The 11,333-nt window shown below is 53.9% G+C and carries 13 protein-coding genes; 6 read left to right on the forward strand and 7 right to left on the reverse strand.

Translation table 11 applies throughout. The features are described from left to right. Positions 1–231: 231 nt before the first annotated feature. Positions 232–1,200, reverse strand: a complete 969-nt coding sequence (locus tag APH42_RS27180; RefSeq protein WP_059184118.1) for a LysR family transcriptional regulator — start codon at positions 1,198–1,200, stop codon at positions 232–234. 257 nt (positions 1,201–1,457) lie between these two features. On the opposite strand from APH42_RS27180, the gene APH42_RS29655 reads away from it, so the two are divergent. From APH42_RS29655 to APH42_RS27190, 3 genes are read left to right on the forward strand one after another with little or no spacing between them, the layout of a single operon-like run. Further along, on the forward strand, positions 1,458–1,877 hold the full coding sequence (locus tag APH42_RS29655) for a GtrA family protein (protein WP_004576062.1): 420 nt from the start codon (positions 1,458–1,460) through the stop codon (positions 1,875–1,877). Further along, a complete protein-coding gene (locus APH42_RS27185) occupies positions 1,843–2,826 on the forward strand; it encodes a glycosyltransferase family 2 protein (protein WP_033726583.1) in 984 nt (327 codons plus the stop codon). The genes APH42_RS29655 and APH42_RS27185 overlap by 35 nt, the downstream gene beginning before the upstream one ends. After that, the gene (locus APH42_RS27190) at positions 2,820–4,274 is read left to right on the forward strand and encodes a glycosyltransferase family 39 protein (protein ID WP_004576064.1); all 1,455 of its coding nucleotides are present in this window, start codon (positions 2,820–2,822) and stop codon (positions 4,272–4,274) included. The genes APH42_RS27185 and APH42_RS27190 overlap by 7 nt, the downstream gene beginning before the upstream one ends. Before the next feature lie 82 nt (positions 4,275–4,356). Here the strand turns inward: APH42_RS27190 and APH42_RS27195 are convergent, their stop codons facing one another. Beyond that, positions 4,357–4,578: a hypothetical protein gene (locus tag APH42_RS27195; RefSeq protein WP_003253450.1), complete on the reverse strand. Its 222-nt coding sequence runs from the start codon at positions 4,576–4,578 to the stop codon at positions 4,357–4,359. A 266-nt stretch (positions 4,579–4,844) separates the two neighbouring features. Between APH42_RS27195 and APH42_RS27200 the strand changes: the two genes are divergently transcribed. Continuing rightward, on the forward strand, positions 4,845–5,432 hold the full coding sequence (locus APH42_RS27200) for a hypothetical protein (RefSeq protein ID WP_004576065.1): 588 nt from the start codon (positions 4,845–4,847) through the stop codon (positions 5,430–5,432). A 58-nt stretch (positions 5,433–5,490) separates the two neighbouring features. Here APH42_RS27200 and APH42_RS27205 read toward each other — a convergent pair whose 3' ends face one another. Further along, positions 5,491–6,909 (reverse strand): heavy metal sensor histidine kinase, encoded by a 1,419-nt coding sequence (locus APH42_RS27205; protein WP_059183344.1) that lies wholly within the window; start codon positions 6,907–6,909, stop codon positions 5,491–5,493. Beyond that, positions 6,906–7,580 (reverse strand): heavy metal response regulator transcription factor, encoded by a 675-nt coding sequence (locus tag APH42_RS27210; protein ID WP_059183343.1) that lies wholly within the window; start codon positions 7,578–7,580, stop codon positions 6,906–6,908. The genes APH42_RS27205 and APH42_RS27210 overlap by 4 nt, the downstream gene beginning before the upstream one ends. A 680-nt stretch (positions 7,581–8,260) precedes the next feature. Here APH42_RS27210 and APH42_RS27215 point away from each other — a divergent pair. Then, positions 8,261–8,587 (forward strand): DUF2790 domain-containing protein, encoded by a 327-nt coding sequence (locus APH42_RS27215; RefSeq protein WP_004577661.1) that lies wholly within the window; start codon positions 8,261–8,263, stop codon positions 8,585–8,587. A gap of 32 nt (positions 8,588–8,619) precedes the next feature. On the opposite strand, the gene APH42_RS27220 is transcribed toward APH42_RS27215, so the two are convergent. The 3 genes from APH42_RS27220 to APH42_RS29660 all read right to left on the reverse strand — a co-directional run bounded on the left by APH42_RS27220 (position 8,620) and on the right by APH42_RS29660 (position 10,427). Continuing rightward, a complete protein-coding gene (locus APH42_RS27220; RefSeq protein ID WP_004577662.1) occupies positions 8,620–8,970 on the reverse strand; it encodes a DUF3147 family protein in 351 nt (116 codons plus the stop codon). A gap of 158 nt (positions 8,971–9,128) precedes the next feature. After that, positions 9,129–10,034, reverse strand: coding sequence for a cation diffusion facilitator family transporter (locus APH42_RS27225; protein WP_004577663.1), 906 nt, complete (start codon positions 10,032–10,034; stop codon positions 9,129–9,131). A 54-nt stretch (positions 10,035–10,088) separates the two neighbouring features. Next, positions 10,089–10,427, reverse strand: coding sequence for a zinc ribbon domain-containing protein (locus APH42_RS29660; RefSeq protein WP_080635014.1), 339 nt, complete (start codon positions 10,425–10,427; stop codon positions 10,089–10,091). A 490-nt stretch (positions 10,428–10,917) separates the two neighbouring features. Between APH42_RS29660 and APH42_RS27235 the strand changes: the two genes are divergently transcribed. Continuing rightward, positions 10,918–11,333, forward strand: a 416-nt coding sequence (locus tag APH42_RS27235; protein WP_156352939.1) for a phosphoethanolamine transferase domain-containing protein, incomplete at its 3' end; no start/stop codon positions are given.

Here is an 11,333-nt window from a genome sequence, read left to right on the forward strand (position 1 = left end):
CATGTTCGAAGAACGGATCATTGCTTGCCTCTCGTATGTTAAGTGCTTAGGTACCGACGTTGTGTTTCGCCCTGCGCCGGCCTAAATTGATCTTGCAGATGGGAGCAGGCCACGGTTGTCACCTGCTGTAACAAGATGCCTTTGTTCTAAGCACTCTGACTAGATTGCAAGCGAATATGACAGTTGTGTTTCTTAAGTGTTAACGGGAGAGTTTCAAACCTAACAAAACTGTTACCGAACAAGCCAGTCTTTCTTATCAAAGAAGCTCTTCTTGATCAATCTTCGAATTTCCAAAACCTGGGGATTACGTATCAATTTCGATTTGATAACAAGATAGACATCTTTCTCCTCCAGGTCGTCCAGGAAACCCGGCACGGGTAGGATATTTCTCTCCAGTTTTCGGCTGTAGTCGGGCAGCACTCCAATACACGCACCACCAACGACAAGGCCTCGTGATAGGTTGTAGCTCTTGACCCGAGTGGTACCGCCCTGATGCTCAGACATTATCGATGCCCACTTTCGTGAGCCCGCCAAGATCTCTTCATCCCAAGGGACAACGAGCATGAAGTTGTGCAAATCCAAGCTCTCCACAGGAAGGGTGACGCTCCTTGAGTAGCGGCTGGAAATGAACAGCGCGTGCCCAATCCGGCCGAGCCGTTCAAACCTATACGTAGGATGGCGATCAAAAGCGCCCTCATCATCTGGGCTCACGAAAGCGATACCCACATCGACTTCACACTCAGAAAGCATCTGCGTTGTGCACTCTGAATGGATTTCCAGCCGCATTTCGGCATGATCGCGTACGTAGGCGACTAGATCGCGGTTCACGATGTCGCTCAGCACTGGCTCTGTGATCGCGATGGTAAGCCTGGAGTCCTCCTTTTCACCAGACTTGCCCAGGCCTTCAGGGCCGAAGAGTTGGCACAGGTACTGGCTGACCCTCTCGCCTGTCCGGGTCAGAGCAAGCTTGTTGTGCTTGTAGACAAACACGGGAGCACCAATGTGCTCTTCCAGTTTCTCCAAGCGTTTGCGAAGGCCTACCACTGGCACATTGAGCCCTCGGGCAGCCTGTTTGAAACTGGCACAACGTGCTGTTGCGAAAAACTCTACGGCCAGCTGATCATCAATTGGCAGATCATCCAATATGTCAGGACTGTAAGAAACAACGCTGCTTGTATATGTTTCATTTTGTGTAACCATTCGATCCCCCTTCATTCGGGGAATCTAGCTCAATGTCGTCTGACATTTCCTTATCTTGACAACATTGTAATGCACAGGTCATGCGTGCGTTATTGGCAGGCCTTTATTTCAAAAGCGTAATCCTCAGGCAATCCCTCTGATATTGTAGCGTGCTAGTCTAGTGCGCCAACTCATTACTTATCATATATAGATTCAGCTAATTAAGCATTTACATTTAGTTCACTGTTTTTTCACCTTTGCCTCCATAGGCTTTGGCCATGGAAAATCAAAACCCACCTCTTATTACCTTACTAATTCGTTATCTGGGGATCGGCTTCATAGCAACGGGAATCCATTACGTGGTGTTCCTAGTGCTGGTTACGACAGAATTTGCTACTCCGTTGCTGGCCAGTATCTGTGGCGGCATGGTTGGCGCAATCGCAAGCTTTATTGGAAATAGGGCGCTCTGTTTTGTGGCAGATGGCTCTCGTAAGTTTCAGCCTGTCAGGTTTGCACTGGTCGCGTTAGCCACAAACTTCGGCAATGGCGTGGGTATGTGGTTCCTCATCAAGTCGAATCTGTCACCGCTTATCTCCCAAGTCCTAGTGACCTTAAGCCTCACTGCACTTGGATTCATTGCACATCGTTTTTGGACATTCAATCATGCAGACATTACATCGCTTTCCCGAGCGCCCTGATCCCTTGTTAACCATCGTGGTCCCTTGCTTCCAGGAAGAGGAAACCATCCCCGAGTTCCACCAGCGAATCACCCGCGTGGTTAAGCGCTTACCCGTCTCCTGCGAAATCCTCTATGTCGACGACGGCAGTAGTGACCGGACAGCCGACATTCTTCGCCACTATCAGGATGGGTCATCTGTACGTTGCCTGTCCCTGAGTCGCAACTTCGGTAAAGAGGCTGCACTGAGTGCCGGGATAGATCATGCCCGTGGCAGTGCGCTGATTTTCATTGATGTCGACCTGCAGGATCCACCAGAGCTCATCGCGGCCATGGTGGACTACTGGCAACGCGGCTACGACGTAGTGAACATGCAGCGCAACTTGAGAATCGGTGATTCGTGGTTCAAGCGCATGAGTGCCCGGGCTTACTACTGGGTCATGCAGCGCCTGGTGGAGAAGGTGGACATGCCGGCCGATGTCAGCGATTTCCGATTGATTGGGCCTGCGCCGCTGGCAGCACTGCGGGCGCTGGACGAACGCTCCAGGATTCTCAAAGGCATGATCGGCTGGGTAGGCTTTCGTACTATCGAACTGCCCTACAATCGCACTGTTCGCCATGCCGGGAGCACCAAGTGGAATGCATCTGGCCTGTTCAATCTGGCCATCGAGAGCATCGTCAGCTTCTCTCGCAAACCGCTGCGCATTTTCAGCCTCATCAGTTTCGGACTATTCGTCTCCAGCATCTGCTACATGCTCGCGTCGCTTGTGGCAGGCAGTTTCGACATCCATCACCTGATCGTCGGAATGGCTTCATTCATGTGCGTCGGTGTCGCCATGGTGGGAGAGTACCTGGGCGTGACACTCGCGGAAGTGAAGCGCCGGCCTCTCTATTTCCTGAAGCACAGCAACAAGGTAGATCCCGTGTCACTCCACCCTTCGATGGCTTCGATCGAGGGTAAGAAATGCTGAATCTGAAGAACGAGAGGACGCTGTGGTTGATCCTGGGTTCGATTTTGCTATTGCGCTTGGTGGGGCTGGGCATCTACCCGCTGATGGACACATCTGAGGCCCGCTACGCTGAAATGGCTCGCAAGATGGTCGAGTTGAATGACTGGATCACGCCCATGTTCGACTACGGGGTACCATTCTGGGGCAAGCCTCCGTTGTCCTTCTGGACTCAGGCCGCGAGCATGACGGTCTTCGGCGTTAACGAGTTCGCTGCGCGTTTCCCAGCGTGGCTACTACACCTGGCAAGCTGTTTCATCATCATCAAACTCGGTACGCAGCAGATTTCTCGTAACGCCGGCATCTGGGCTGCCATTATTTTTTCCAGCACCACACTTGGCCTGGTCTCCAGCGGTGTTGTGCTGACTGACCCTGTTTTGTCGTTCTCGATTCTGCTGGCCAGCTACGGTTTCTGGCGTTGGATGAAGTGCGCCAGCAAGGCGGATGCCTACCTGATGTTCGCAGGTCTCGGGCTGGGCTTGCTTGCCAAAGGGCCGCTGACCCTTGTGCTTATGGGGGCGCCGGCATTCGCCTGGTTCGTTATCTACAAGGAATGGGGACGGGTACTGAGGCTTCCCTGGATTAGCGGCCTTGTGCTCATGTTCGGTATATCCGTGCCGTGGTATGTCGCGGCCGAAATGAAAACGCCCGGCTTCATGGAGTACTTCTTCGTTGGTGAGCACTGGAGCCGCTACGTCGTCAGTAACTGGGCAGGGGACCTCTATGGTAGTGCTCATGCCAAGCCGTACGGCAGCATCTGGATCCAGCTCGGATTGTCGCTACTGCCATGGGCCTTGTTCCTACCACTGTTGATCCGCAAGCGTGGATCGATGCAGCGCTTCGAAGCCTACCTCTGGCTGTGGGCCTTGGCGACACCGGTCTTCTTCACATTTGCAGGCAACATTCTGTGGACCTACCTGCTACCCGCGCTGCCAGCGTGGGCCTTGCTGCTGTCTGCACGGGTCAGCGAAGTTGGCCCGAAGACCACCTGGGCTGCCGCTGCGAGCGCATTGGTGTTGCCAATCATCGGTGCGGGCATCATCTACGCCGGGGTACTAGAGGAGCGACCTCAGAATCAGCGAGATGTGGTTCAAGCCTGGCTCAATGTGCAGTCTGCTCATTCCGCTCCCCTGATCTATCCTGGCCGCCGCTCATACTCGTCGGAGTTTTACAGCAGCGGGAAGTCCGAGAACATCAAGGATCCTGCCAAGTGGCCGCAGGATGGCTCGTTCTATCTGTCCAGGCGCTTGCGAGACAGCAAGGATGGTCTGCCCGCTGATCTAGCTTGCACATCGATTACCGAAGCGAACGCCAGCCAGCTCCTGCTGTGCCATTGGAAGCGTACCGCACAAGGTGCCGAGGGTCTGGCCGGAGAAAGCAATGCGGAAACGCCTCGCAAGAACGAAGGCTAAATTCCAAGCACAAAAAAGCCAGGTTTTACCCTGGCTTTTTTGTCGATTACTTTCGTCATTTGAAGTCCTATTTAACCGCCGATTAATTGTCGGCTTGTTCCTTACCATCCTTGCTTTCTTTCTTTTGCTCTTGAGCGACTTGTTGTTTGTTCTGGTCCGAAGAGTCATCGCTCCATAGGCGAGCCTGTTCGGTTCGGAAGTTCTCGTTGAACTGTTTCGCTCGCTCGAAGCCGCCTTCAGCGTAAGCGGTACCCATGAGACCCAGCAGCAGGCTGCCAATAGCGATAGACTTGACAAATTTCATTGTGAACCTCGGTTCATACTAGGCCTACCTGATTAGCGGCCTTTGTTGGTTTGTAGTTTAGGAACGCGAAGCTAACGACAAGGTGAGTCAATAATTACAATTCCGTAATTTTGGCTGCAGATAGGATGCGTTAAATCGTCAAATCTGGAAGGATCATGTCTATCTCGGCACTGTCGAGGGCGACTTCGAATTTTGTCTTAAATTACAATTTTGATATCTAGCGCGTTAATTCAGCGCGGCGTTGTTGGCCGCCCTAGGAGATAGCCATGAATGACATAGAGCCCTGGGCAGTTGCTATCGGTGACTTTCGCCGCTGCACTGAAAAACTCACTGTCCAACTCGACGAGCTGACCTCGCAGACGCGCACCTCCAGCGCTGTTCTGGAGAGGTCGAACGAACTGGTGGAACAGGTGGACGCTGTCGGCCGGCAGATTCAGGAGGAGGTGCGAAAGGCGGAGAAGGCTTGGTCGAATGCGGAAGAAGTTGCCTTGCGCGCCGCTGCATCAGCATATTCAGCTGCATGCCGCGGAGTCGAAACCGCCATCCAGCCACTGATTTCGGAGCTTACAGCAGCGACAAAGGCCGCGGACGCCTCTATCCAGGAGCTCAAGCGTGCACCGGTGCTGGCCAAGCGTTATGTGATGGTGGTTGCCACGGCGTTCTTCATTCTGGCGCTGATCTGTGTCTACTCGACAATGCGCCTGATCGATGCCGCCGGCAGCGTAAGTGCTCAAGAGAAAGTGAATGCTCAGTACTTCTCCCACCTGTGGAAGAATGCCAATCCTGACGAGCAGAAGATCATCAAGTCGGTGATTCTGCGGTCGCCCATGGACCCTGTGGTCCTCCGGCACTGATGCATTGAGGCAAACAAAAAGGCCCGTCGATTGACGGGCCTAATCGTGTCTGCGCAATTTAAGCGGCGGTCATTGCCGGCTGCATTTGCTGGGCTGCGGGAAAGTGAAGGTGGAACCACGTGAAGTTTTCTTCGGTCACCTCCACGCTCGCCGACCCTTGGTGCAGGCTCATGATCGACTGCACAATGGCCAAGCCAAGACCGGTACCGCCTTCGCTCCGTGCTCGGCTCTTGTCCACACGGTAGAACCGCTCAAACAAGTGCGCATGGTGTTCCTTGGCAATACCGCGGCCGGGGTTGCCGACACTCAACGTCGTACCGCTCGCACTATGCTGCACCTTCACGTAGACCGTGCGGCCGCGAGGGCAGTAACGGATCGCGTTCGAGACCAGATTCGAGACGGCACGTTGAACCATCAGGCGGTTCCCGCGCACCACGTCATCACTGCCAGAGATCTGCAGCTGGATCTCGCCTTCTTCTGCCGAAATGCTGAAGAGATCGCACACTCGCTGAACCTCGTCCACCAAGGAAACGGGTTCGAACTCCACCATGGATGCTGGATGACTGACCTGGGCCAAGAACAGCATGTCGGAAACCATGCGGCTCATGCGGTCCAGCTCTTCTGTGCACGACTCTAGAACCTCCCGGTACTCGGAAAGCGATCGTTCTCTGGTCAAGGCAACCTGGGCCTTGCCCATTAGGTTGGAGAGCGGTGCCCGAAGTTCGTGAGCAAGGTCGTCAGAAAACTGCGAGAGCTGCTGAACCCCATCATCCAGGCGAGCCAGCATGATGTTGATACCGTCGGCGAGCTTCTTGAGTTCTGCAGGCATCCCATCAGTTGGAAGGCGATGGTCGAGGCTCTCGGTTGAGATCTTCGACGCGATCTTGAGGAACTTGGTCAGTGGCAGCAGGCCTCTGCGCACGGTCCACCAACCAATGGCCAGGATCAACGCGAGGATGACAGGGGACATCATTAGGCCCCAGGTTAACAACGCATCGAGTAGGGCTTCATTGGATGACTGATCAGCAGTCATGTAGACGCCGACCTCCGTACCATCGCCCAGAGTCATGGCCTGAGAAGCACTGAGCAGGGGGCGTCCGTTATAGTCGCTCCACTCATATTCCGTGGTCTGCGCCGCAGCCTGGAACCTATGAACCTCTCGATTGATCTGTTTGGAACCGATGGTGAGTAAAGGATCTTCACTCTCTGCGGACCTGTAGATGCTTACGTAGAGGTTGTTCTGGCCTGTGACCAAATCCACCAGCTTGTGCGAATCTGAACTGACATCGGCAATATCAGTGATTTCGGAAAGGCTGTGCGCCATTGCCTCCATTTTGACGCCGAGATCGATGCGAGCATTTCTATCCAGTGCTTGCCCAACCATCATGTAACCGAAGGTAGCGAACATCAGCAGCAGCGCTGCGCTCATCAATCCAACTTTTAGTCCCAGCTTTGCAGCCAGGCTGAATGGCCTCATGCGCGTTCCTCAAAAACGTACCCAACGCCACGAAGCGTGTGAATGAGCTTGGTTTCAAACGGGTCATCGATCTTCGAGCGCAAGCGCCGGATGGCTACATCGATGACATTGGTGTCGCAGTCGAAATTCATATCCCAGACCAACGAGATGATCTGAGAGCGAGTCAGCGCTTCGCCCGTTCGGCTCATGAGCAGGTGCAAAAGCGCAAATTCCTTGGTGGTGAGATCGATTCGTGTGCCACCGCGGAAAACGCGATGGCGGACGGAGTCGAGTTCTAGGTCGGCAATTTTCAGCGAGCTCTTCTCTACTAACTCATCACCACGGCGTTGCAGCGAACGGATGCGTGCAAGCAGCTCAGGGAATTCGAATGGCTTAACAAGGTAGTCATCCGCGCCGCCGTCCAAGCCCTTGAGCTTGTCATTGATGCGTCCGCGGGCGGTCAGCATGATGATGCGGACCCGGCTGCTCTTGCGGATGGTTTCCAGCAGATCCCAGCCGTCGATACCTGGGAGGTTCACGTCCAGCAGGACCAACGAATAGACATTAGTGTTGAACAAGTGCAGGGCATCTACACCGTTGTGCACGATATCTACGACATACCCGCTTTCGGATAGGCCCTGCTGAAGATATTCGGCAGTTTTAATTTCGTCTTCCACAACTAGAACGCGCATAACTTATCTCAAGGTGTGAGGAAGGAGTTGGCCTAATCCGCCATGGTTGCAGGCTGTTCGAAAGTTTGGCTGGGGGTATGGCATGTGGTAGTCGCTACCTCTGTCCATACGCCGGGTCACCTGAGGACGCTTGAATCTTAACGCGAAGAAGCTGGTCGCGGCGAAATCCTACAAATTTGTAATGTAGCCGCAAGATTTCTGACAGTCATGCAGGCTCCACCCTTGAGCTTAGCGGATTCTGGGGCCTGCAACGGTGTACGACAGCTTCGCCTGACGGGTGGAATCGGCCAGGACAGGCAGCATTTCTGCCGCTAGCTGGCGGGACTGGTACTGGCCTTGGATCGAGTGCCATGCAGGCAGTCCCCATGGACGGCCCCAAACCCCTGCGCCTTTCTGTGAATTAGTTCACGCGAGGGCTCAGTATTCTCTCGAATAATTATCTTACAATCTATTACATGTCCAAATTGTAATTGCGCGATCATCTTGGTGTTAGCCTCCTTTGCTAGTTTAACGGCAGCGTAAGAGGCATTGCTGCTTTGGAAATTGTCTCATTTCAAAGCAGCTTGGCAAGAGCGACGGGCAGTTGTTCACGCCAGTGCATTCACCTGTAAACCATACGCTCCTTTGGTAGGTGAATTTTAGCGCCCCCCTACGGGCGCTTTTTTATTAAGGGACTTCTTATGAACACTACTGTATCAGCGATCGCCGTGTTTATGCTCTTTACATCACTAACAGCCAATGCCCAAAGCGGTATGGAGATCAATCAACGCATTGAGCGATCTGCTAGAGAGGCTACTGCGGATTATGCTCAGCGCGTAAAAAAGCCCATGCCTCAGCTTGAAGACTACGCCTATGGCATGGACCTTGACGTTAGTAAGTTGGTGTATGTATCGCCCAGCGTGCGGTACTGCGGTAACGTGAGAAGCATGATGACCTACGAAGACTCAAAGGGCGAACTACATATGGTTCGCTACCTGGTCAAAGGTGAGTGCATCAATAGTCGTTGAACGGCCCCTGAATTGCAGTCCTGGCTCGTGACTTATAACAGCTCAATGCCAAATCGACGGAGCAGCAGGGCAAAGCCCCCAAAGCTCACCATGGTGATGACGATACTGCTGATAAGCGTTGGCCAGAATCCCAGTTTGGGCAGCAGCACTGGAAAAGCGATGAACATCGGCAGGGTCGGCAGCACGTACCAGAAGGTGTACCAAGCATGATTGGAGATCTTCTCCATGCTCTGGTTCTCCAGGTAAAGCCAGACCAGCGTCAAGACCGTGACCAGCAGCAGGGCGGCGACCAGCCCGCCCAGCTTGTCACTGCGCTTTGCCAGCTCCGATACGAGAATCACTAATCCGGCAGTGAGTAGATACTTCGTGATGATCCAAGCCATCGCTGAACCTTCTGGAGGTTATGGTCGGGGGCAGGCGAAGCCATTCACCAACCCCTCTCGAAGTGCTCCTGCCGTTTACGCCATCCTTCACCGCATGTCTTCTACGACATCACCCTCAGCCAGGAGGGTGATGTGTTTGTTTGGTTTTTACCGATCGATCAGTGTGAGGGCGACGGAACGCTTTCGTGGAAAGCTGCCCGCTCGATCTGGATGGTGCAGTGATGGATTTCGAATGCATCGCTGACAGCATCCACGACGGCCGCCAGCACAGCATCCCCATCTGCAGAATCCCGTATCACTACGTGCGACGTCATCACGTTGCTGCCACTGCTGACGGCCCAGACGTGCAAGTCATGAACGTCCGTAACGCCATCTACGCCGAGGATGGTAGCCTCGATTGCCGTCACGTCGAGCCCCCTCGGCACACCCTCCATGAGGATTCCCAGGCTTTCGCGAAGCAACTGCCACGTCCGCGGCAGAACCCAGAGGCCGATTGCCACAGCGACAATCGTGTCGACCCAAGTCCAGCCGGTGAAGCGGATGATGAGTGCCGCGATGATTACGCCTAGCGAGCCGAGCATGTCGCTCCAAACTTCGAGGTAGGCTCCTTTGACGTTGAGGCTCTCGTTGCTCGCAGATGCCAGAAGGCGCATCGAAATTAGGTTGATGATCAGGCCGGCGATTGCGATCCACATCATCGCTCCGGTAGCGATCTCCGCCGGCATGAAGAAGCGCTGGTAGGCCTCATACAAGATGTACATCGCCACCAGGAAGAGCAGCACGGCGTTGAACGTCGAAGCCAGAATTTCCAGGCGCGCATAGCCGAAGGTTCTTTTCTGATCTGCCGGCCGCTTGGCTATCTGAAGTGCAATCAGTGAGATCGCCAAGGCGGCAGTATCTGTGAACATGTGAGATGCGTCCGACAGCAGCGCCAGGCTGCCGGTAATCCACGCGCCGATCACTTCTGCAATCATGAAGCTGCCAGTCAAGGCGAGCGCCATGATTAGCTTCTTCTGATGCCCCTCGCGTACTGCAGCGCTGCCATGGTCGTGATTTGAACCCACGTATTTCTCCTTGCGCAGGGTTGTGGTCTCGTTGGCCTTCCTGTCTAGCTAGCCTTAGAGCGTCGCTTGGCCACACTGACTGCAAAATCTTGCTCCTGCACTCAGCAGCGAGCCGCAGGCGGTGCAACCACTCGATAGCGGTGTTCCGCAGTTTAGACAAAAGCGTGCTGACGGATCGTTGGCCGTCCGGCACTGCCTGCAGCCCTGCAGATCTTTGATGGGGGCTGGAGTGGCAGGGCGCCCGCCGTCATACACCTGATTGCCGCCGTCGCAGCCCTGCTGCCGGCCATGGCGATCATATTGCTCGGCCCCATGTCCCCCGCTGTGGTGCTTGCCTCCACCGTGGTTTTCACGACCATGGTGCCCGCCCAGGATGTTTTTGAAAAAGCTCATGGTATTCGCCCCTCATTGATGGGTGACATATTAACGAGCAAAAGTTGAAAATAATGTTCTGCTCGCGAGAAAGACTTGTAAGTTGAATTGAAAGTTCAAAATTAGCCTACGACAAAACGAAACCGTTTTGTTCGTGAAATTAAATTTATCTAGCTGAGCGGCGCATTGTTTTTGGTGGGTGGTATTCCCCTAATTTTGATCATAGCGTGATCATTGACAATCAAAGCAGCAGTTATTGGATTTCTGTCAGCATTGTAATCCCGAGGTCATCGTGTCGTTATCAGGTCCCGGAAATAATGCGCTCAGCGAGATTCATTTCTCTTTTTATCCCTATGCCTCACACATACTAAGCGTCCCCAACGCGTAGGGGCCCAAGGCCTCTGGCGCTCCGCACATTGCGCAATCGCTCAGCATCTGTCGACGGCTTGCCTTGTAGCTCCCGCTAACTCCATAGCTACCGCCATGGATAAGCAGCTTCCAGAGTTTGATAATGACACCTTCCAAATCCATTGTTCACACCCTGTTAAGCAAATGGATCTTTGCTATTCGCAATGCGCGGCAGAAAGGCATCAGTACTAATTTGCTAATCGGCCTGGTGACTTTTTGGTTGCTGCTATTCGCGAACGCTGAGCTCTGGAACGTGCTCTGGACGCTGGTATTCAAAACCGATGAAGTGAACTGGCTGCTAGCTGCTAGCCTCCCAGTCATAGTATTCGCATGGGTGTTTACCGTTCTGAGCTTGCTGTCATGGGGGCGGCTGGCCAAACCCTTGCTGTGTCTGGTACTGATCAGCGCGTCTTTCGCGAGTTACTTCATGAATGCCTACGGCATCGTGGTCGATTACACAATGTTCACCAACGTTGTGGAGACCGACGTCGCTGAGGCAACCGAGCTGCTGAATTGGAA

The organism is Pseudomonas sp. NBRC 111140, from assembly GCF_001320885.1.
Lineage (GTDB): Bacteria > Pseudomonadota > Gammaproteobacteria > Pseudomonadales > Pseudomonadaceae > Aquipseudomonas > Aquipseudomonas putida_P.

What these genes read in the sequence shown, in the direction of transcription:
- APH42_RS29655 (WP_004576062.1), top strand. Translation starts at nt 1,458, where the DNA reads ATGGAAAATCAAAACCCACCTCTTATTACCTTACTAATTCGTTATCTG.
- APH42_RS27180 (WP_059184118.1), bottom strand. Translation starts at nt 1,200, where the DNA reads ATGGTTACACAAAATGAAACATATACAAGCAGCGTTGTTTCTTACAGT.
- APH42_RS27195 (WP_003253450.1), bottom strand. Translation starts at nt 4,578, where the DNA reads ATGAAATTTGTCAAGTCTATCGCTATTGGCAGCCTGCTGCTGGGTCTC.
- APH42_RS27220 (WP_004577662.1), bottom strand. Translation starts at nt 8,970, where the DNA reads ATGGCTTGGATCATCACGAAGTATCTACTCACTGCCGGATTAGTGATT.
- APH42_RS27200 (WP_004576065.1), top strand. Translation starts at nt 4,845, where the DNA reads ATGAATGACATAGAGCCCTGGGCAGTTGCTATCGGTGACTTTCGCCGC.
- APH42_RS27210 (WP_059183343.1), bottom strand. Translation starts at nt 7,580, where the DNA reads ATGCGCGTTCTAGTTGTGGAAGACGAAATTAAAACTGCCGAATATCTT.
- APH42_RS29660 (WP_080635014.1), bottom strand. Translation starts at nt 10,427, where the DNA reads ATGAGCTTTTTCAAAAACATCCTGGGCGGGCACCATGGTCGTGAAAAC.
- APH42_RS27190 (WP_004576064.1), top strand. Translation starts at nt 2,820, where the DNA reads ATGCTGAATCTGAAGAACGAGAGGACGCTGTGGTTGATCCTGGGTTCG.
- APH42_RS27205 (WP_059183344.1), bottom strand. Translation starts at nt 6,909, where the DNA reads ATGAGGCCATTCAGCCTGGCTGCAAAGCTGGGACTAAAAGTTGGATTG.
- APH42_RS27185 (WP_033726583.1), top strand. Translation starts at nt 1,843, where the DNA reads ATGCAGACATTACATCGCTTTCCCGAGCGCCCTGATCCCTTGTTAACC.
- APH42_RS27215 (WP_004577661.1), top strand. Translation starts at nt 8,261, where the DNA reads ATGAACACTACTGTATCAGCGATCGCCGTGTTTATGCTCTTTACATCA.